The following is a 20,423-nucleotide window of genomic DNA, read 5'->3' as shown; positions in this document are numbered from 1 at the left end:
CTAAAGGTCCGACCGACATGTCTTTCCTGATCGTCCTGGCCGCCCTGGCCTTTCTGATGCTGGCAGCCTACCGCGGCTACAGCGTGATCCTGTTTGCCCCCGTGGCCGCCCTGGGCGCCGTGCTGCTGACCGATGCGTCGGCGGTGGCGCCCGTGTTCAGCGGCATCTTCATGGAAAAGATGGTGGGCTTTATCAAGCTGTATTTCCCCGTCTTCCTGCTGGGCGCCGTGTTCGGCAAGCTGATCGAAATGTCGGGCTTTTCGCAGTCCATCGTGGTGGCCGCCATCCGCTATATCGGCCGCTCGCGCGCCAATGCCGTGATCGTCGCTGTGTGCGGCGCGCTGACCTATGGCGGCGTGTCGCTGTTCGTGGTGGTGTTCGCCGTCTATCCGTTCGCGGCCGAGCTCTACCGCCAGAGCAATATCCCCAAGCGCCTGATGCCGGGCGCCATCGCCCTGGGCGCATTTACCTTCACCATGGATACCTTGCCCGGCACGCCGCAGATCCAGAACATCATCCCCACCACTTTCTTTCAAACCACCGGCTGGGCAGCACCGTGGCTGGGCACCATCGGCGCCGTGCTGACGGTGGTGGCCGGCCTGGCTTACCTGGAATGGCGGCGCCGCTCGGTGATGGCCAGCGGCGAAGGCTATGGCACCGATACCCAGCCAGTGGCTTCGGCCGACCCGGCCAGCCTGCCGTCGCCGCTGCTGTCGGTGGCGCCGCTGGTGCTGGTCGGCGTGGCGAACTTTTTGCTGAGCCACTGGATTCCGCTCTGGTATGGCGCCAGCCACGTCATCACCAGCAGCGAGCTGCCGGGCCTGCACGCGCCCGTGACGACCTCGATCAATGCCGTGGTCGGCATCTGGGCAGTGGAGGGCGCCTTGTTGCTGGGGATCTTGCTGGTCTGTGCCACCGCCTTCAAGCGCATCAAGGACGGCTTTGCCGAAGGCACCAAGGGCGCGGTCGGTGGCGCCTTGCTCGCGGCCATGAACACGGCTTCCGAATACGGTTTCGGCGGCGTGATCGCCGCGCTGCCCGGCTTTATCGTGGTGCGCGACGCCCTGCGCAGCGTGCCCGACCCGCTGGTCAACGCGGCCGTCTCCGTGACCACCCTGGCCGGCATCACCGGTTCCGCCTCGGGCGGCATGAGCATCGCCCTGGCCGCCATGTCCGACAGCTTTATCGCCGCCGCCCAGCAAGCCAACATTCCGCTCGAAGTGATGCACCGCGTGGTGGCCATGGCCAGCGGCGGCATGGACACCCTGCCGCACAACGGCGCCGTGATCACCCTGCTGGCCGTGACGGGGCTGACGCACCGGCAGTCGTACCGCGATATTTTCGGCATTACCCTGATCAAGACGGCGATCGTGTTTTTGGTGATTGCCACGTATTATCTGACCGGGCTGGTGTAAGCGGGTAAGCCCCGAACGGCAAGGGGCAGGGTATTGCCAGCCTTTGCTTGCTAACGTTTATCTAAGGTTTGTTGAGCGGTGGGACATGAGCGACAGGCAATATAGTCAGCTCACCGATCGGTACCCGCCAAGTCGAACCGCTGACCGGCTCGAACAATACGATTGCAGCAGGTGTCGAGACCACCACCCGGCCAATTGCTACCCTGGTCTTATCCTTGAAAAGCGCTACGCAATTGGCGGTTGACACCGTCGGCGCATTCTTTTTACGTGGTGCCGATAGCAACGGCTGCAGGGCTGTACTCGACCTGACAGGTTCACAAGTGGTTGGAGTAATTACAAATTTCAAGAAGTATAGTGTCCCCAGTTGTGATCCAAAGATGGGGACTATTGAAATCAACATCACGATGAACAGGAGCGCGCCTACTATCAGGGATGGAAGAAATAACATGAATCCACCGAACAGGATTGAGCCGATTGCCCCTTTTGCCAATGACTTGCTGATGGAGTCACCCTGTATCGTAGGTTTGAAAGAGTGCCAAAAACGGTGGATGCGGGCAAGTGTTCGAGCTTGGCGTGTTCTTAGATAAATCACGCAGCAAACGAAAAAGAAGATGCATGCCGCCACGAAAAGACTGTGTTTCCAAAACTGTTCAAATATGGACCACCATCGGATCTTGTCGATTTCCAGAATCAGGGAAATCAGGGCATAGACCGATAGGCCGATCAGATCCAGTACGGACGAGTAGACTGCCTGGTGTGGCAGGCCAAACGTTGTTTCAACAGCCATCGCGACGCCATAACCAAGCAGCGTCAACATAAGACTTATGGATGAGATGATCGTCAGTCCCCATGTCAGACTGCTGATGGTCTTTTCATCGACCTTGTTTTGTTGGCGCCGGCCCCTTGTTCGTTTGGCGCTGGATGTGGCCCTTATGCTTTGATCCACCTGAATCCCTGGTCGCATTGCTGTTCTCCTTGCCAGTACGCTTTCGGTGCGATGAGATCATGAAAGTAATCATCTCAGCCCTTCTTTCACGCTATTACCAGACCATGCCTCTCATGGCTTTTCCCAGCTGTATTAAAAAAATCCAGAACCACACCGCGAAAATGATTGTCGCAATAAATACCAGTCCGCACTGCTCACCGATCGTGATTCTGCCTGATTTGTACAGTTTGAATGATGCCCAGAAAAAGAGACTCAAGGCGAGAAATGCAAGCGGGAATTTCAGGGGCCTGTCATTAAAATCAGGCAACGAAATACCCGTGAATATCTCCAATAGTTCAGTCGGTTTATCAAAGAGAAGCAACAAAAAAGTCAGAGCCGGCAGAAAGCCGATGAACAGACCTTGGACATAGAATTTCTTTTTACTGCTGGCTTGTCTTGGCGGAGGATTGATCATGGCCTGGATACCTTCTCTGAATGTTGTAGGCAATAGGGTGATAACCGTAGCGAGCTGGAGAGAGCCGTGCTTGATGTTGCTCTCCGCGTGCAGTTCGTTCCGGCTGAGTTCATTACAACAGGCGGCGGGAAGCGCTTCAAGCAGCCACGTCAAGGTAAGGATCAGTTCACGAGCTTGCTTGTTGCGCGGTCTTGATGTTCACCGCAGTGAGCGTTTCAATTGCCACGCTCGCTCGTTGCACGCTATATTCCGTCACGCCGAAGTTGCGTACCTTTATCGATCCGATGCAGGGCAGCGTCGCAACGCAATCAAGGGGCCGTCACCGTCATGGATAAAATCGACTTCAATTACCTGCAGGCGTTTGTGATGGTCGCGCGCGAGCGCAGTTTTACGCGCGCCGCGCTGCAGCTGGGGGTGTCGCAATCGGCGCTCAGCCACACCATCCGCCGGCTCGAAACGCAGTTGAACGTGCGGCTGCTGTCACGCAGCACGCGCGGCGTGTCGCCGACCGAGGCGGGCGAGCGCCTGTTTGCGTCGATCGAGTCGCACTACGAGGGCATCGCGGCCAGCGTCACGCGCCTGACGGAAACCCGTGAAAAGCCGGCCGGCACGATCCGCATCACGACCCACGACCATGCCGCCAGCACGGTCGTGTGGCCGAAGATTTCGCCGCTGCTGGCGCGCTATCCCGATATCAAAGTGGAGCTCAATATCGAGTATGGCCTGATCGATATCGTCGCGCAGCGCTATGACGCCGGCGTGCGCCTGGGCGACCAGGTGGCGCAGGACATGATCGCCGTGCGCATCTCGGACGATTTGCGCATGGTGGTGGTCGGCTCGCCCGCTTACCTGGCGCAGCGCGCAGCGCCACGCGTGCCGCACGACCTGGCGGCACACCGCTGCATCAATCTGCGCCTGCCCACCTATGACAATCTGTCGTCCTGGGAATTCATGAAGGAGGGCCAGCGGCTGGACGTGCGCGTCGATGGCCAGTGCATTTTCAATACCACGCCGCAAAAAGTGCAAGCCGCATTGGAAGGCCACGGCCTGGCCTGGGTGCCGGAAGACCTGGTGGTCGCGCATGTCGCGGCGGGGCGCTTGCTGCCGGTCCTGCAGGACTGGAGCCCTACCTTTCCCGGCTACCATCTGTACTACTCTAGCCGCCGGCAACCCTCGCTGGTGTTCACCGTGGTGCTCGATGCGCTGCGCGTGTGAGGTCATGATTCATGACGGCAGCTCATGTCGCTATTGATTCATGCACGGGTATGCGCATGAGCGTGGCGCGCCTATAGTGGCTGCGTCATTCACCACGTTCAAGGAATAGCCATGCAACTCAAAAGAGTCGGCTCGCAGCCGTCAAGCAAAGGACCCGAGCAGTTTTTCACCGGCACTGTGCGGATCGACATGCTCAACAGCGCCCCCGCGCCGTCGCGCGTGTCGGTGGCCAGCGTCACCTTCGAGCCGGGCGCGCGCTCGGCCTGGCATACGCATCCGCTGGGCCAGACCCTGATCGTTACCTCGGGTTGCGGCTGGACCCAGTGTGAAGGCGAGGCCAAGGTGGAAATTCGCGCCGGCGACGTGATCTGGTGCCCGCCCGGCCACAAGCACTGGCACGGCGCCACGGCCAGCACCGCCATGACGCATATGGCGATCCAGGAGGCGCTTGATGGCGTGAACGTGGTGTGGCTGGAGAAGGTCGGCGATGACGATTACCTGAGCCCGCTTACCACGAACCACTCCTGAGCCGCGTCATATATCGCTGGACTGATGTATGTGCGCGTGCTCGACCATGAGGCCGCTGAGGTGCTTGATTACTGCGCTACCCGAAGCAAGACGTCAGCGTGATGATGGCCGGTAAAACCGGAGAACAACTTGCCGCGCAACTGGACCTGCCTGCCCAATTGCGGCCTGAGCGTGGCGTACTGCGCCGGCGTCAGCACCAGCTGGATTTCCCGCACGTCCTTGTGCGGCTCACGCTCCGGGTCGCCATTGCCTTGCGTGCAGATAGCCTGCTTGAGCGTCAGGTAAAAGCCGGTTTCAGCTTCATCGCCGTCGGCGATACTTTCAAAGTTGGGGCGGCCAGGAAACGTTGCCCTATGCAAGGTGCCGCTCATGGCCACGGTATCGGGTTCATATTTCAGGCAATCGGCGGCATTGGCTGCCGAGCAAAACAGGCTGAAGAAAAGCAGGTTCAACAGTTTCAGGCGGATGGTCATGGCAGGGTTTTAGTAAGGACTGGACTCATGTTAGCGGGGATTTTGACGTGAGCAAGGCGATTCGATAAACCTTGCTTAACTGTAATGTACACGCAGCTTTGCAATAGGGACGTGCAAATTGACGTGGTCGGGGTGAGAGGATTCGAACCTCCGGCCTCTGCGTCCCGAAGAATGCGGATTTAATACGGATACCGCATAAACACTGGCTCTTATGGTCGAGTACTACACTGCTGTACTACACTGACCGGCTGCTGAAAATGTAACACTACAGCAGCTGACGGTCGATCACTTCTTCACGAAGCCTTTGCGCAGCGCGCCGCTCATCAATTCGATATGGGCGTCCAACTCGCCAGCAGTTACAGCAGCTTTCAGCGTTTCCAGCGTCGGAATCAGGTCAGCTTGCGCGGACAGCTCGATAGCCACTTTACCCTTCGCCAGTTCCAGCGGCTTAGTGCCATACTTGACGACCAGGCACAGCTTGCCGTTGTCATCGGTAAACCACCAAGGCTTGACACGCTTTGGCATCTCAAGGCGCTTGCTTTCTCCCGATTCCTGATCGGTGACTTTGCGACTACGCGTTGGCGCGTACACGCCGCCGTCTTGCTGGGCTTGGGCGTAAGCGACCTGTTCATTCAGTTTCGCGATCAGCATATCGCGGCGACGTGCGATTGGCGAGACAGGGGCAGGGCGTTTTGCGGTAACGATTTTCAAGCTGTTCAGCAGGGACATATTTGCCATCCTTAGTAGTTGTTCACGGAAAGGATAATGCGCTTTTGTTGATATAAAATCAACAATTTAATGATTGTTTTGCAATGAAAAATTCTCACCAAGATACTTGTCGGTTGAACCGACAATAGGATTGAAAATCCTTGTGTCGGTGGTTCGATTCCGCCCTAGACTACAAAGAACATCGTCACGCAACGCCCGCTCATGCGATTGGGCGTAGTCGTTTCCGGGCTGCGTAGTCCTCGGCTCCAATCCATTTCCGGTACGCGTTCCAGGTAGCCATTTCTGGCTGCGACTAATTAGGTCCGACACTCACCGCTCCTTACAGCTATGGAAATTTACGAGCAGTTAATATGTATTCTCTTGCGCGTCATCGCCCCCCCTCAAAAAAATGGCTAACAATTTCTGAATTGAAAGCACTGCGGCGTTACCGTATCGTGTAGAGTGACAGTCTGATCCAACTCATATATTTTTGCCATGGCGATAATTTTGCATCACGAAGCGCAGTCGGCTTTTGACTCCGCCACGCAAGTTACGAAAGACTCCGCTACCGCGGCTTTAGAGTTATTTTCCTCATGCTTTCAAATCAATTGGTTCCGCGAAACCGGTCCGAACCTCTGGGTAGCTGTTGTCAAGCCGTTCGCAGCGACCGCTGAGCATTTTGGGCTTGGGCATGAATATTTCGTAATTGGGAATGGATATCCGGATGATTTCCACCAACGCACACTCAAAGCAGAGCCTCCAGTAAAGCTGGTTGACCGGCTTGATATGACGATTCGTTTTGTCGCCGCAAATGCCCCACGTGCAGAGGCATTTTGTGCAGCCTGGGCCCAGAAAAATAAGGCGACCGCCATCGTCATTCATACGGAAAACGTGTCGAAAATACCGTCAGTTGATCTGATGTACCAATTGCTCAGTGCTTCACTGTGGCGCCGTGATTATTTTGCAGAGGCCGAACCAGTTCGAGAGCCTAGTGAATTTTTCGGCAGGGAAGTTGTAGTAAATGAACTATTTACTAAAATTCTCCTTGGTAATCCGTTTGCCATTTTTGGACTTCGAAAAATCGGCAAGAGCTCTCTCCTCGGGCGACTTGAAGACCTGATTGAACAGGATGAGTCAGCGATCGGCGTTACGGCGTTTCTTATTGGCAACTCTACTCGGCTGAAGGGTGGTCGGTGGTGGGATGCAGCTGCAGACGCAATTGCAGCATGGCAAGGAAAATTACAGCGATTTGCAACAAAACGTGGTTCGAAAGTGCATGCGAAAGCAGAGCGACTTACAGACGCAATACAAAAAAAGGAATCTGATAGTCGTCGATTAGCAGTCGCACTTGAAAAGGACATTGGATCACTGCTTAAGGCAGCTAAAGCGTTGGCTAAAGAGGCCGGGCGTGACGATGTCAGATTGGTTCTTATCCTGGACGAATGTGACCATTTTTACCCACATTTAATTGATTCCGGTCACTGGCGCACAGACTTTTTTGTTTTTTGGAATGCTCTTCAGGGGATCAAACGTAGCTTAGAATCACCTGAAGAATTTGTTTACGTGCTTGGAGGAGTCAATCCATCCGGAGTGGAGCAAGGCTCACTGCTTAGCCAAGCTAACCCCCTTTACGAGACGCAACGCCTATATCTAGGTCCCATGCCAGCACCAGAAGCACATTCACTTCTTTCCAGCCTCGGAGAGAGAATGGGACTTCTCTTTCAAGAGCCTGCTCTCGCACGTGCATTCGAATTGGTAGGTGGACATCCATTGCTTCTTAGGCGCTTAGGTTCGGCAGTACATGAAAGCACGCTCCATCGAACTGATCGTAAATCCATTAATGCACAAGACGTTGAAAAAGCATTTAAGGAAAAGAAAAGAGACCTTTTTAATCAAGTGGCTTGGTTCTTAGAGCATCTTGCGCGCGTCTCTCCGGATGAGGAGCGTATGTTAAGAGATATTGCTAATGGTGGGGCACAAGCGTACGCTGATCTTTGGTGTAATGACGATTTTAGAGAAACTTATGCGCACCATTTAGAGCAGTACGGATTGTTACGCTTTGAGAATGACCTACCTATTGTTGCTCTTGATTTAATACGTGAAGCATTGAAGAGGCCAATTGCGAGTGAATTTGTCGAACAGAAAAAACAATTGAAGGATATTGTTGAAGTTATTGAGCAGGCAGTAAGAATACGGTTGCGTGTGGATCTAGAACGAGACACTGCGCCAGATGAAGCTGTTGCCCGTGTCGTCAGCGCTATTCCTTCTGATGCAAAGAACCGTACCCGAGGACGAAAAGAGCTTATTGATTTGGGCAACATCGCAGGTGTTGGTGCAGTGCTTGATTCCTTGAATTGGGGTGACTATGAGATTCTGTTTGACAAGTTTTACGATAAAATTGAATGGTCCGGTATCTTAGTAGGTAAATCAACGCAGATTAAAAATATTAAGAGTGCATTTACCCATGCACATTTAATACGCCACAACAACGATCACGACATTAAGCAGCTTATTGATGATCGTGGATACGGCGAAGTTTACGCAAGTTTTGCGGCAATGCGCGAGATTTTAGGTGCTTAGTTTGTAAGTCTCGGATTCCACCAGCTTCTCCATATCGCCACCAACACTCCAATCCGTACCTGTACGTAAAATGTCGACGATCAAGTCCTTCAAGTCGGTGGCGACTTGCGTCGCTGAAAAATGGGAAAATGGGAGGGCGGTGTGTGCGTGCCAATTGCCATGCTCCCGCCTTCACCGGATATATTTTCGTATAGTCCAATAGAATTGCGGGAATTGGAATGCTGGTCAAGGTTAACGAGGGTGACAAAGGGAATTGGTAAAAAAATTATCAATGTGGGTCGCAGGAATTTTAAATTTCACTCCGAGATTTTTAGTGATGCAAGGCGGTTATTCATTCTTGACTACCATAGATCTATTTTAACTGATCTTAGTTGGTTAATTTTCTGAAATGTAATAAAATTGCTAAATTCTTACATTGCTGGCTAACTTGTTGAAATTAAAGATATTTTTTTGTTATCGAGTTTCGGTTGATTTCTTAAAGCAAAGACTGCATCCTTGGAAGTATTAAATTATTAGATTTTAATATGTCACAAGCAAAAACGCTCACTGAGAAAGAGCTTAAACGTGTTCTCGCTTTCATTGCAATTAAACGGCACGCAGCAAGAAATCGCGCAATGCTGTTGATGACGCATTTAGCCGGTATGCGCGTTGGCGAAGTAGCAGCCCTGCTGATCGGTGATGTGCTCTCGGAGGATGGACGCGTTAGATCGGAAATTCGCTTGCTGCCAGAACAGACCAAAGGGAGCAGAGCGCGCACAGTCTTTTTAAACGAACGTCTGCAAAAAGAAGTTACCACCTACCTCGCTACGCTTAAGCGGGTGGAAGGGGATATGCCTCTGTTCTACACACAGAAGCGTCTGGCCTTTAGCGCCAATACTCTGTGTCAACATTTTTATTTCCTGTACAAGGAAGCAGGGATCGATGGCGCTAGCAGTCATTCAGGTCGCCGAACTTTCATCACAAATCTCGCTAGTAAGGGCGTCGGCGTACGAGTGCTGATGGCTTTGGCAGGACATCAAAATATTACGACTACGCAGCGCTACATTGATGTCAATGATGATATGCAGCGAGTTGCAGTGGAACTGGCATAGAAACTATTAATCGATCTAAATCGCAAACGATGCTGGCTAGTTTGGCATTCGCTGACTATTACAATACACACCGATAGTTACCCATAACTCTCAGCGAAATGCAAAATTTCTTGCTCACATTGTTATTTTAGCCTTTGTTGTTTCGATCTACTAGAGAGCGCTTAACATTGTTCTGACTCGAAGCAGGAGTAAATCGATTCCTTTATTGTTAAGAATTTTTTGACGAAGTCTAGTCGGCTGATGGCGCTTATCTAACATGTCTATGTCGGCTATGCTTCGCTTTTCGATCAAAAGACGTACAATTTGCCGATCGTTCCCAATTACTACCCCTTGTAGTTGATCTATGAGGAACTTGGCAGCGTTGTCGAGGTCGGCAACATTCAAGTGCTCATAGATGTATGGGCGCATCAATTTTTCGGGAGATAAATTCGTGTCAGCCACAAACCAATCAAATCGTAATTCAATGGCTTGATCTTTGCATGGCAAGAGGCCAGCATTCATCAACGCGAGGTTTTCTGGCCTGAGCAATTCGGCGTTAATCTGCGAAGTGATACGTCCTTTGTAGTCAATACGATCTGCTTCACTCCACTTTGTAATCGATTGGATTGAATAAGCATTTTCAGATATCCAAATATCAACTTGCATTCTAAATTCCCTTTTTTTGAATATCAATTAACCGATAAATGATTAATTCGAAACGATAGCACAAATCGTTGGCTTTAGGAATCATAGTTGATGCTATCGAATGTTTTTCAATAAATACCACAAGGAGTAGTAACCATGCGATATTTCGAAATTATTCAACAAAAGCAACTTGAAACCGCGTCTTTCAGTAAGGTTGGTGCGAGCAAGCCGAACAAGACGAAGATGATCAAAATTCCAGCGGGTACAGGACCAGTTCAAGTATACGTCCGTGACGGCAAAATCTTCGTCATTTCTTCAGAGCCGCTAGAGCGACGCACGCAACCCTGATGACTAGCGTACGACGCAGCTTTCTTGCAGAACAATAATCATCGCCTCGTTGTGCCAAGTGTTTCTCACTTACAATGTCCTTTCTTGCGACATCCGGCATATCGAACATGAATCAGCATATTTCGCCTTTCCGTCTGAATCTCTACCTGATTCTTGGCACAATTGCCATTCATGGGCTAATGATGCTCGCTAACGAGCTGTTCTTCATGAGAGCGGAGTTCCTGAATGGCATAGGGTGGATTTACCTACCCGCTGGCACTCGACTAGTGTGCACCTTGCTGTTCGGTCGGGCGGGTGCTGTCGGGCTTCTCATTACGGGCTGGTTTGCATGTTATTGGTACTATTTCCCAGGTGATCCATTACGTGCCACCATGGGCGCGATAGCGGGCGCAGTAGGCCCGTACTTGGTCTACGTAATCGCGCAGCAGAAACTGGGCCTACGCGCTTCGTTGACGAATCTCACCCCAAAGCGCCTACTCATTTGCGCTGCCGGTTGCTCCATAGCCAGTCCGATGTTTCACCATATATGGTTTGCCATGCATGGCGACCCGTACATAGCGAGTGGCTTAGCCGTAATGTTCATCGGTGATCTTGTTGGGACATTAATCGTGGTGTACACGGCCAAGGGACTGTTAACGTTCTTGCCAACTTCTGCTGGAGTTCGTCGACAAACGAGGGATGTGCTAAAATTTGTAGCAGTAACCCCACTTAATGACTGAAGTAATGACTACCCCGAAACGACCTGCCGACATCTACATGCGTTTCTTGCAACTGGCTGAAGCGTTACGTGGTTTGCCGTCCTTGCCTTCGCTTGATCCCCTAGAAGAACGTATTCTTGCTATCGTTGCTCGTGCTGGACAGGATGAGCAGCGGCTGTCTGTCCGCGACATGATGGCCAAAGACGAATTTGGCTCACCAGCTACGGTTCACAGTCGGCTCAAGTCCATGCGTGAGAAGGGCTGGATTATGCTGTCCGACACGGAAGACACGCGCCGTAAGCAAATTGAGCTTACTCAGGCTGCGCTGCTGCACTTCGACAAGCTTTCGAAGTGCTTGATACAGGCGGCTAACGGCTTGCGCTAGCACGTTCACCATCGGTAGAAGAGCGTGGCATCGACGATGCAAGGATGCATCGTGAGTCTAAAAAAGTGTTGGACGCAGGCACCGCAAAGATTAAATCGAATAACTCGTGATCGATCTCGCTATCTTGCGTCGCAACTACCGTCAATTAATCATGTTAGTTCCCGCAAAAATATTTTACGGGAACATCTTCGTTACTGAGGAACCGACACATCGTACATTGCATTGAGGCTCATAATATTGCCTTGGTATGGAATGATCCAATTCACCCAGCCGCTCAAATTTGCATTTCCATTTTTTTGATATGGGCCAGAATGGGTGTAAATTGTGCTCGATGCCAAGGACGGGTAGGAGATTTTTTGTATCGCGGTGGTATTGTAAGTAGTGTCTGCATCATAAATGCTTGTGCGTAAGAGATATATGTTCCCATTAATATAATTTATGTCCAATGCAACTCCATTTTGCGTGTCACCTGGCAGAATTACCGGAGTTTTGGATATGTAGCTACCTGCGCCATCATTTTTATAGATAGTCGGAAGTTGTGTGTAGAGTGGGCTAACCGGAAATTTCGTCGCGTTTGGTTCATTGCCAGCAAGCCAGAGATCAAATTTTCCACTTTTATCAAAATCGATGAGTTCAGCAGAATAGATCTGACGATCCATTAGTGAAGTCGGCAAACGAGTCAAATCCTGCTTGAATGTACCATCCTTATTGTTTATCAAGAAATTTGGAGTTCGAGCAACGAATTGATCAACAACCGCAATGTCGGGGTATCCATCACCATTCACATCGGCGGCAGAGGCTCCGTGGCAAAAGCAAACAATAGGTAGAGTGTTATTTTTATACGTTCCGTCGTGCTGACTTAACAGAATATGTTGTTTTTCACCAAGGAAAGGCTGTGCGTCGAAGCCATGACAGGCAAAGAACACATCAGGCGCTCCGTCGCCATTAAAGTCAGCAACAATGGCCTTTCGTGGATGCAAGCAGCCAGTTGTGTCGGCAAGAAGAGAGGCCGTATTATCGGTCCAGACTCCATTTATTTTTTTCCAGAAATGAATACTGCCAAGTTTATTTGCTGAAGTCGGGTCTTGACTGTTGTATATCAAAGTATGCGTGATCATGGAGTACGTACCATCTTGAAAGAAATCCGCAAACGCGACGGCGTCGCCCGATGCTATTGTTTGAGGACCGAGTGATGTTGCTGCAACAATCTTGTTTTCATAGGACGATTTTTGCACAGGGATTGGCACGGTCAATGCTACCGACTGATATGAAGTACCGCCAGCGCCAGTGCATGTCAATGTATATGTTGTCGTACCTGATGAGGCCGGAGTCTGCGCGGAGGTGCCGGAGACAGTTTGGGTCCCTACCCATGCGCCTGATGCACTACATGATGTCGCATTCGTGGATGACCAAGTCAGTGTCGATGTCGAACCGAGGCTGATCTTTGATTGGCTCAAGGCCAGTGTGATTGTTGGTGCAGATGGGGCAGGCGAAACCGCCACTGGATCAGACGGTCCTCCTCCAGCACCACCACCACAAGCGGCAATTGCCAGTGTAACGATTGTTCCAAAAAATAGACCGATTCCATGCTTGAATTTCATTTGTGCTCCGAATTGTTAGAAGTGGAGATTGCCACCCTTATGTAGGTACAATCGTTGGCGCGCTTGCTTCGAGGCAGAAAATTTGCCTAGCATAAATCGCTATAAAAATTATAGCAGAATGGGCGTCAGAAATTTCCAAATGGCAATAAAAACGTTGTTTAACTGGATTTTTGTTGTCTATGTAGTCACAACAGCGATGGGCTAGCTGGCTTGTGTTGAGCCACGCCAAGGATTGACGAGTTCGTCACACCAGCGCTTTTTCTAGCTTGGGCGAGGTGTGCTACTAGCCTGACCTGTTTTTGCAGCCAGGCATCGATCTCGTGTCGCCTACGCGGTTTTTGAACTGCCGGGTTAATTCCGGCAGTCGTGTGATACGGGCTGCGGTAATGCGTTTTGCCACAGCCCCGATTTTGGAGTATTAGAAAGGCCCATGCGGACCTTTTGTGTTCAGTTCAATCTCCGGAGACTACGACTGGTTTAATACCATTTCATAGCCGATGCGATCTGCGCATCAAGCTCTCTCATGCGTTCGGCTTGACTCCTAGCGTAAATCATATTCTGGAGCATGATCTGCTTGGTTTCGTACTTGTCCAGTCCAGCTTTCAGCAAGCTCCACGCAAATATAAACAAGCCACTGTGGCCTTGACCTGCTTGCTGCTGCGATAGACGCCATTCTTGTTCAGCTTTCTCGATTCTTATTTCTCGCCGCTTCTGCGCTTCGGCTTCTCCATCATAATCGCATCGCTTGTTCAGGGCCGCTAGCATGCCTTGTAAAGCTGGCCCAGCATTACTTACTGGCGCGACTTCGTGATACTCGGCAGACTGCTTGGGAACCCAGTTTTCAAGCGCATGGGCGACATCAAGCAGCGGGCCATCCCAGTGCGATGTGTCAAAAAAGCTCAGCTCCTTTTTACCGGCTTTGCTCGGCGCGTAGTAAAACGAATTGGCTGGCCGCTTGCTAATGTCCAGCCCCGAATTTCTACCCTTGCTTTTATTGGCATCGTTGCCCACATAGTAGCCGTCCGACTCTATGCGGGCCTTGAACACGTCCCACAGCAACTCGGCATGCTGGCATGTGACCGGCGCGTCGAACGGGACCATAATGCGGAACTTGACGTCGCCGTTCTTACCGTTGTTGAACGAGTTGTAGGTCAAGTGCTTGATGTCGCTGAACAGTTGTGACGCATCGATCCACGCCAATGCGCCGCCGTCAAAGTCCAGTTGTATGCCATGCACATATTCGATATCGTCCTTACCCTTAGTAGCTGAATCTGCCTTGAAGCGCACAAAGTTGATTAGCGAGTTGTCAGCTTTATCGTTATAACGCTGTTCGCTGGCCGTTTGCATCAGGTCGCGAATGTCATCCCACGAGTCTGTCATGCCGCTGGTCAGGTTGTGCTTGATCGAAAAGACCGACTCTTGCCACGTAACGGGAATGTTAGCGCCATCTGGGTACTGCGTCGTTATCTTGCTCAATAAGTCTGCCTGAGCCTTTTTGAGAGCCTTCTTTCGTTCCCTGCATTTGCTGTTGCGTTCCTTGCTGGTAAGCGTCCGTGCCTTTCTGGGGCGGCCGCGAGTCTTCTGCGGCTGTCCCCATGCATCGCAGATATCGTCCATGGCATGGACCTTAGCCCCCGGCAACATATCGGCCAGGAAGTTCGCTGTGTCGATGTCGGGCACGACAATTTTGACTGCTGCTGTCGATGTCTGGTCGCGTAGCGATGTGCGCATAATCGCCTGATACATCGTTTCCATGCCCTTGGCCTTCTTAAGCATGGTCGTGTCGATGCCTTGCCACCTGGACAGAAAACCATAATGCGCGGGCAGATCATTCAGTGCAGACATGAACAGGATGTTGTGCTTGTCGCGATGCTCGTTAATGCCGTGACAGATGTTGCTGATGCGTGTGCTGTTGTGCAGGACAAAGTCGTCAATGTCGTTGTTGGCCACCAGCAGGCTAGGCTGCTGCCCGAACAGGTCGTTGACGGCCTTGTTCAATGTATCAAGTGCAGCTTGGCCGCCTTCATTACGCGTGTACTTCGACCAAGACCGGCCACAGAAGTAGTGGATGCTGATCCGACGGTTTTGCAGGTCATTGTGGTCTGTCTTCAACTGAAATTCGTGAGTAGGGTCTGGCTTGAAGTTCACGCCGTATGTCGGCCAAATTTGGTACATCATCGAGTCTTGGATGTTAGCTCCCATAATGCGGCAGCTATTCCAGTCGCGGAAAGCATCGGGTTTCAAAATCGAGTGCGTGATCAACTGATGTTCTTGCGAGACACGACGCATCCACTTTGCCCGATTGACGTAGTTTGCGTGGTTACGGTCCATGCTAGTCTCCATAAACCGAATAAGGTCAGGGTTCGTATACAGCAAGTCCTTGCGTTGGCGTCCCGCAGCCAAGTATCCATCGACAATGGTTGCATGGCCTGGCTTGATGCCGATGTTCATAAGCTCAGCATTATCATCACACGGAGTAACTTCGTAATTGTCGAGGAACGACGTGTGTGAATGCTTGAGATTTAGGTACGTGGTCGAGTCTACCTGCGGCACCTCGTCGAAAAAAATATTGAAGCGCTTGCGTTTTTCCGGTTCGATCTCGGCATCAAGAAATGTGCGATGGGTCGTGATAATCACGCATCCCTTATCGTTCTGTATTGCGCGTGATATGGCTCGTTTATAGGCTTTTTGTGCTGACCCCGGTTGATCTTCACTGGTGATTAGGTGGGATTCAATTCCACGTTCAACAAAAAAATTTGCCGTTTCTCGACATAGCCGAATAGTCGGCTGCGCGATGATGTACTTGTGTCCAGCAGGTAAGTTGCTTGTTATGTAATTTATTGCGGCCTGCGATTTACCAGATCCACAGACGCCATTAATGGTGTAAATCTTCACGTTTACTTTCCCATAAAGTGGCCCCAAGCGCTGGTAACACTTGAGGCCGGTTTTGATTCGATCAGGAATCCGTAAGCATGAAGTTAAGTCAAATTTAATTGACCCACATATTTACTATCCCTGATCGCCCAGTTACCAGCCAGGTTTTATGACTACCTATTTACGCGGCAGTTAATTCCGGTATGTCGGCATATCCACATGCCGATAAAAGGAATGTTACACAGATTGCCAGTAAAGAAGAAAATGTATTTTTGTTTTTTTTGCAAAGAAATAATTCGACAAACCAAATTGGACCTGATATGGCCTTGCAAAGGGGATTTGTCAGTTGGCAATTGAAATAGTTGATGTGGGATGTCATACGAAAAAGCCTTCCTATATGGTAATTTTCGTAACGAATTTCAACACCTGGACTTCACTTGTTCGGTTAGGTCGGGCGATCATTTTGGATGGATCAAGCCCATTCGATGGCATAGATTTTCGATAAGAAATCTCTTCCATCTATCAAGTGTTGCAAATAAGAGACTACCTGACAAAATTGGTTGGTTAATTAAGTTGTTGATTTTAAAGGGATAACCGTTGAGCTTAATTAATCTAAACTAAAATGAGAGTTTTTGGGTGGAAAGCTTCAATAATTTTGTTAGCACTAGTGATTAATTTCATAAATTTAAAATTAATTAGAATAATATTCCAAAATCAACTTTAAAAATTTGCATTTATGGCAATTTCACAAGGTAAATATTGTCGATAGAATGTGTTCCATCAGTGGCCGCTGTACGACTCCTAAGTGGAGTTCTAAAACACTAAAAGATACTATATGAGTAACAATTTAATACATTCAGTCGGCGCAATTAGCGGGCAAGCAGAACTAGACGCGCTAGTACCTAGTATGGAAGTGGATGTCTCGAAAAATGTCAATAATGCAACCATTCCCGCACCTACTAGTTCGGCTTCAAGTGAAGATACAGCTAAGGAGTTAGATGCTACTCCAGTAGTGAATAGCACTACCTTCGAAGGTAATGATGACGGTATCGAGGTCAAGCTTCAAGATACTGAAAATTCAGTAGATAATATGCAAGCTGACAAGTTGTCGGATATTACTGATTGTGAAGAAGCATTAAGCCTTGTCGAAGATTTTATGGGCCAAGCTAGCGAGTTGATTGGCCCGTTTGTTGATGGTGACGATCTTGTAACGAATAAAGAACCAATACTAAGGGAAATTCTTGCCATTCTTGAAAACGCAGTTAATGCTGTTAAGAAGGGAATTGAATTGGTCTCGAAAGAGCGGTTGGTGGAGGATGTTGATGCGATGGAGGCGGCAGCAAAAGAGCGTGGCTATAAGAATCTGGATGCCTTCTTGGAGGAGTATGATTACATGAAGAATGAAAAAGCAGGCGATGTAAAATATACTAGCGAGAATATTCCATCAGTATCGCAAGATAAGCTTACTAATAAGAAGGCTGACGATCCTTATGATCGTCTATTGAAAAATGAATTTACGGGAACGGAACAGCCGGACTTGAAAAAAGGTTATTACAAACGCTATGGAATCAAGCCGGTAACGGGTTGGGTGAAAGATTTTGTTGAAGCTTATGGTCGTTTGCCTACGCCCGATGATTGTCGTGACGCGACTGAAGAGGAAAAGGATGGAATGCGTATTGCCAACCAGAATGCCTTTAATGGTATCAAACGCCGGAATCGTCGCTCAAAAAAGCAGTAGGTCCGTACGAGGGATTTAGCTCCTCTGTGCGGACACAAATAGAGGAAGATATCGACAATGCTTGGCAAGCTGAAAAGTGGCGGCGCGAATATGCGAAGCCCAATCCATTAATTGACCCTCCGGAAGTAACAAGATATTTCAAAACGTGGAAAAGAGCCTACCAGAATCGTAATGGTCGACGGGCTGATCACCACATTGCAGAAGCCTATGAGGCATGGGCGATGGCGGTAAGCGACAGCGAAGAGGCAGCGCGCATCTTGGGACTGGTACATGACGGTATCGAGGAATTTGATGGCTTGCCAAAGCCTGGTTGCCGTCATGTACGGACTACCAAGCGTGAGATTGTAGCATCGACGCTATCCCGGTTTAGGGCTAATCCAGAATGGTATTTGGCGGAGTAAAAACTGTGGAGTCAAAAAACGGAAATACCCCTGATCGCCTGTTCGCGGCTAAAAGGTGTACTTGCCTTTCCCGGGCGATAGCCTGAGCAGTTAATGCAAGATCAAAGTTGCACCTAGCGTCGATAAAGGGGTATGAAGATGAGTGCTCTATTCGAGCTAACCTTGCTTTAATGAACTCTAAACCGATAACGCTATTCAGCGTTATGGGTAGATCGGCATTAAAGGGATATGTTCGCATTGTCGATAGCTAACTGCCGTTGAATACCGCTTTTGCTTGCTTTGCGACTTCGCTCGGTAGCGAGTGCAGGTAGACCATCGTGCCGCTGATTTGCTTATGGCCTAGGAATTTTTGCACCATGGTGATGTCCATGCCTGAGCGGAGTAGGCGAGTCGCAGCTGTATGCCGAAATGTATGGTTGGTGATTTTGCCACCTTCTTCCGATATGCCCGCACGCTTTACCAAATCTCTCAGCCAAGACGACAGGCCGTTTTTGTCGCCGCATTTCATCGGGAATACGAAGTTGTTAGTTCGTGTTGTGTAGCGACGTTCCATGACGGCCCGCAATGCGTTAGACATCAAAGCAAGTGTGTTGTTGCCGTTTTTGAGACGACGCACCAAGATCGTGTTGCGGTCGAAATCGACGTCCGACCATTGCAAATTGCTGGCTTCGGTGATGCGGGCAGCTAGGTGCGGACAGCACCCAGGTGTAAAGCTCGAACCGCGCCGCCCCGTGTGTCTGTGGCTAGCCCAAGTTCAGCGGCGCGTTCTTAGCGGTCGGCAGATTCATCACCAAGCTATTACCTTGCACTTGAAGCTGAACATTCCCCTTACTACCATCGCCGATTTTCAGGCCCTTGCTTTTCTCACGCTTGGACTGAATGGCTTCGATGTTCATTTCGCCGTTAAGCTTGCTGGCGTAAAAGCGTTCGATCATCTCAACGGAAGTCCGCGCATTGCGGGCCAGCGTCAGCACATCGATCTTATCGCCTTCCAGAAGCCGGTGCATGATGCAGGTATGGCGCAGGCTATAGATCGTGCGTTCCTCGCCGCGTGGGCCAGTCTTGAAGCCCAGGTCGTCAAGCAGATAGTTGAACTGCTGCTGCAGACGCCGCAATGCGGTGTCGCGGTTGGCGTGCTCCGGCATAAAGACGTAGTCATCAGGCTCGGCTTGCTCGGACTCGGCACGGTCCGCCTTCAGTTCTTCGTAAACGTGTACAGCCTGCTCCATGGTGACGATAGGATCGCTGTGCTTTTTACTTTCCGGCAGAGACAGGCGCAGATATGTATTATCGCCCCGGATGACTTCCACGTGCTTGTGCTGCATGTTCTTAATGTCGGTAGGGCGGATAAAGCTGTTCGCGATGAATTCGATCATGCGCGGCAGCTCCGCCGTAAACGTCAAGTTGCGAATAACAGTGCCTTGCGCTTGACCGGGCTTTGGCGCAGCGCGGATAACGTCCTCATGCCCGATGAATTGTTTAGCTCTTGCCAAGAGCGCGGCGTACTCCTTTGCATTAAACCAGCCGCGAGGTTCGTCTCGTTTTGGAATTTTGGGGAACTTCGGGATCGACTTGAGGAGGTCGCGATTTTGTGCATGATCGAGGATCTTCCGAATCAGGCCCAGATAGCGCTGGATTGACGAAGCGGAAAGGCTTACACCGATCTTGTCGACAAACTTTTGTAAGCGGTCGTAGTTGATATCCGCGACGTTCAGTTCACGAAACTCTGGCAGAACCTTGCCATCAAGGAAGTACTGATCGTTGCGATGGCATTCAGCGGACATTTCCTTGCGCGTTACGCGGGCGGCCTGTGCGCCCATGAAGCTTTTAGCGCACGCATCAAAGCGCGTGTTCTTGGTGACGGCAACGCCGTTGTGCTTGTTGATCAGAAGCCTCTCGTAAAACGAAATCGCGTACTTGATGGCCTCCCGTTTTTCGGTCTGACTGGTGCTGCGTTTGATCGTGCTTTTGCCGTCGAAGAACCTGACCTGCCAGAACGAGCTGGCGGCCATGAGGTAGATCTTGAGCTTGTCCGGGTAGCCCTTGATAGATTCGAGCGTGTGAGCGATCGGGACGGTACGAGATGGATGCGGAGTAGGGGATTGCTTTGCAGACGTCATTCTTGTTCTTATTGGTCTAGTGCTAGGCCAAGGCGCGCCGGAATGTAAGAATTCCCAAGCCTTAAACCTAACTGTTGTACTACACATGTTAGTGTAGTACTCGACCATCCGCAATATATTTTAAGTATTTGTTTTTAAAGACGTTATTGGTCGGGGTGAGAGGATTCGAACCTCCGGCCTCTGCGTCCCGAACGCAGCGCTCTACCAGGCTGAGCCACACCCCG

The 20,423-nt window shown here is 50.5% G+C and carries 19 protein-coding genes and 1 tRNA gene; 10 read left to right on the top strand and 10 right to left on the bottom strand.

The genetic code is table 11. From position 1 onward, the window contains the following. Positions 1-17: 17 nt before the first annotated feature. The gene (locus Q8L25_RS30115) at positions 18-1,415 is read left to right on the top strand and encodes a GntP family permease (protein WP_308922888.1); all 1,398 of its coding nucleotides are present in this window, start codon (positions 18-20) and stop codon (positions 1,413-1,415) included. 61 nt (positions 1,416-1,476) lie between these two features. Here Q8L25_RS30115 and Q8L25_RS30110 read toward each other — a convergent pair whose 3' ends face one another. Both Q8L25_RS30110 and Q8L25_RS30105 read right to left on the bottom strand, forming a co-directional pair. Next, positions 1,477-2,379 carry a hypothetical protein gene (locus tag Q8L25_RS30110; protein WP_308922887.1) on the bottom strand — a complete coding sequence of 301 codons (903 nt, stop codon included), beginning with the start codon at positions 2,377-2,379 and terminating at the stop codon, positions 1,477-1,479. 76 nt (positions 2,380-2,455) lie between these two features. After that, positions 2,456-2,968 carry a hypothetical protein gene (locus Q8L25_RS30105; protein ID WP_308922886.1) on the bottom strand — a complete coding sequence of 171 codons (513 nt, stop codon included), beginning with the start codon at positions 2,966-2,968 and terminating at the stop codon, positions 2,456-2,458. 174 nt (positions 2,969-3,142) lie between these two features. On the opposite strand from Q8L25_RS30105, the gene Q8L25_RS30100 reads away from it, so the two are divergent. Both Q8L25_RS30100 and Q8L25_RS30095 read left to right on the top strand, forming a co-directional pair. Further along, a complete protein-coding gene (locus tag Q8L25_RS30100; protein WP_308922885.1) occupies positions 3,143-4,030 on the top strand; it encodes a LysR family transcriptional regulator in 888 nt (295 codons plus the stop codon). Positions 4,031-4,141: 111 nt separating this feature from the next. Continuing rightward, positions 4,142-4,558, top strand: a complete 417-nt coding sequence (locus Q8L25_RS30095) for a cupin domain-containing protein (protein WP_308922884.1) — start codon at positions 4,142-4,144, stop codon at positions 4,556-4,558. A gap of 68 nt (positions 4,559-4,626) precedes the next feature. Here the strand turns inward: Q8L25_RS30095 and Q8L25_RS30090 are convergent, their stop codons facing one another. Together Q8L25_RS30090 and Q8L25_RS30085 are read right to left on the bottom strand one after the other, a co-directional pair. Then, entirely contained in the window at positions 4,627-5,031 is a 405-nt protein-coding gene (locus Q8L25_RS30090; RefSeq protein WP_308922883.1) for a DUF4431 domain-containing protein, read from the bottom strand. A gap of 285 nt (positions 5,032-5,316) precedes the next feature. After that, complete coding sequence (locus tag Q8L25_RS30085) at positions 5,317-5,760, bottom strand: DUF6641 family protein (protein ID WP_308922882.1); 444 nt, start codon at positions 5,758-5,760, stop codon at positions 5,317-5,319. A 486-nt stretch (positions 5,761-6,246) separates the two neighbouring features. Between Q8L25_RS30085 and Q8L25_RS30080 the strand changes: the two genes are divergently transcribed. Together Q8L25_RS30080 and Q8L25_RS30075 are read left to right on the top strand one after the other, a co-directional pair. After that, positions 6,247-8,319 carry a hypothetical protein gene (locus tag Q8L25_RS30080; protein ID WP_308922881.1) on the top strand — a complete coding sequence of 691 codons (2,073 nt, stop codon included), beginning with the start codon at positions 6,247-6,249 and terminating at the stop codon, positions 8,317-8,319. A gap of 524 nt (positions 8,320-8,843) precedes the next feature. Beyond that, entirely contained in the window at positions 8,844-9,410 is a 567-nt protein-coding gene (locus Q8L25_RS30075; protein ID WP_308922880.1) for a site-specific integrase, read from the top strand. Positions 9,411-9,560: 150 nt separating this feature from the next. Here the strand turns inward: Q8L25_RS30075 and Q8L25_RS30070 are convergent, their stop codons facing one another. Then, a complete protein-coding gene (locus Q8L25_RS30070) occupies positions 9,561-10,055 on the bottom strand; it encodes a RusA family crossover junction endodeoxyribonuclease (protein WP_308922879.1) in 495 nt (164 codons plus the stop codon). A gap of 135 nt (positions 10,056-10,190) precedes the next feature. Between Q8L25_RS30070 and Q8L25_RS30065 the strand changes: the two genes are divergently transcribed. From Q8L25_RS30065 to Q8L25_RS30055, 3 genes are all read left to right on the top strand, one after another. Further along, positions 10,191-10,382, top strand: a complete 192-nt coding sequence (locus tag Q8L25_RS30065) for a hypothetical protein (RefSeq protein WP_308922878.1) — start codon at positions 10,191-10,193, stop codon at positions 10,380-10,382. Between the two features lie 107 nt (positions 10,383-10,489). Further along, the gene (locus tag Q8L25_RS30060; RefSeq protein WP_308922877.1) at positions 10,490-11,101 is read left to right on the top strand and encodes a hypothetical protein; all 612 of its coding nucleotides are present in this window, start codon (positions 10,490-10,492) and stop codon (positions 11,099-11,101) included. 4 nt (positions 11,102-11,105) lie between these two features. Beyond that, complete coding sequence (locus Q8L25_RS30055; protein WP_308922876.1) at positions 11,106-11,465, top strand: winged helix-turn-helix domain-containing protein; 360 nt, start codon at positions 11,106-11,108, stop codon at positions 11,463-11,465. Between the two features lie 191 nt (positions 11,466-11,656). On the opposite strand, the gene Q8L25_RS30050 is transcribed toward Q8L25_RS30055, so the two are convergent. Together Q8L25_RS30050 and Q8L25_RS30045 are read right to left on the bottom strand one after the other, a co-directional pair. Next, complete coding sequence (locus Q8L25_RS30050; RefSeq protein ID WP_308922875.1) at positions 11,657-13,066, bottom strand: VCBS repeat-containing protein; 1,410 nt, start codon at positions 13,064-13,066, stop codon at positions 11,657-11,659. A 477-nt stretch (positions 13,067-13,543) separates the two neighbouring features. Continuing rightward, positions 13,544-15,961, bottom strand: coding sequence for a DEAD/DEAH box helicase family protein (locus Q8L25_RS30045; RefSeq protein WP_308922874.1), 2,418 nt, complete (start codon positions 15,959-15,961; stop codon positions 13,544-13,546). Between the two features lie 814 nt (positions 15,962-16,775). Here Q8L25_RS30045 and Q8L25_RS30040 point away from each other — a divergent pair. Beyond that, positions 16,776-17,678, top strand: coding sequence for a hypothetical protein (locus Q8L25_RS30040; protein ID WP_308922873.1), 903 nt, complete (start codon positions 16,776-16,778; stop codon positions 17,676-17,678). 26 nt (positions 17,679-17,704) lie between these two features. Continuing rightward, entirely contained in the window at positions 17,705-18,079 is a 375-nt protein-coding gene (locus tag Q8L25_RS30035; protein ID WP_308922872.1) for a hypothetical protein, read from the top strand. Positions 18,080-18,326: 247 nt separating this feature from the next. Here the strand turns inward: Q8L25_RS30035 and Q8L25_RS30030 are convergent, their stop codons facing one another. The 3 genes from Q8L25_RS30030 to Q8L25_RS30020 form a co-directional block, all read right to left on the bottom strand. Further along, positions 18,327-18,737 carry a tyrosine-type recombinase/integrase gene (locus Q8L25_RS30030; protein WP_374694216.1) on the bottom strand — a complete coding sequence of 137 codons (411 nt, stop codon included), beginning with the start codon at positions 18,735-18,737 and terminating at the stop codon, positions 18,327-18,329. 85 nt (positions 18,738-18,822) lie between these two features. Further along, positions 18,823-20,199 carry a hypothetical protein gene (locus Q8L25_RS30025; protein ID WP_308922871.1) on the bottom strand — a complete coding sequence of 459 codons (1,377 nt, stop codon included), beginning with the start codon at positions 20,197-20,199 and terminating at the stop codon, positions 18,823-18,825. 147 nt (positions 20,200-20,346) lie between these two features. After that, positions 20,347-20,423: transfer RNA gene (locus tag Q8L25_RS30020), tRNA-Pro, on the bottom strand.

Source organism: Janthinobacterium sp. J1-1 (assembly GCF_030944405.1).
GTDB lineage: Bacteria > Pseudomonadota > Gammaproteobacteria > Burkholderiales > Burkholderiaceae_D > Janthinobacterium.
This window is presented reverse-complemented; position numbering and strand designations above follow the sequence as displayed.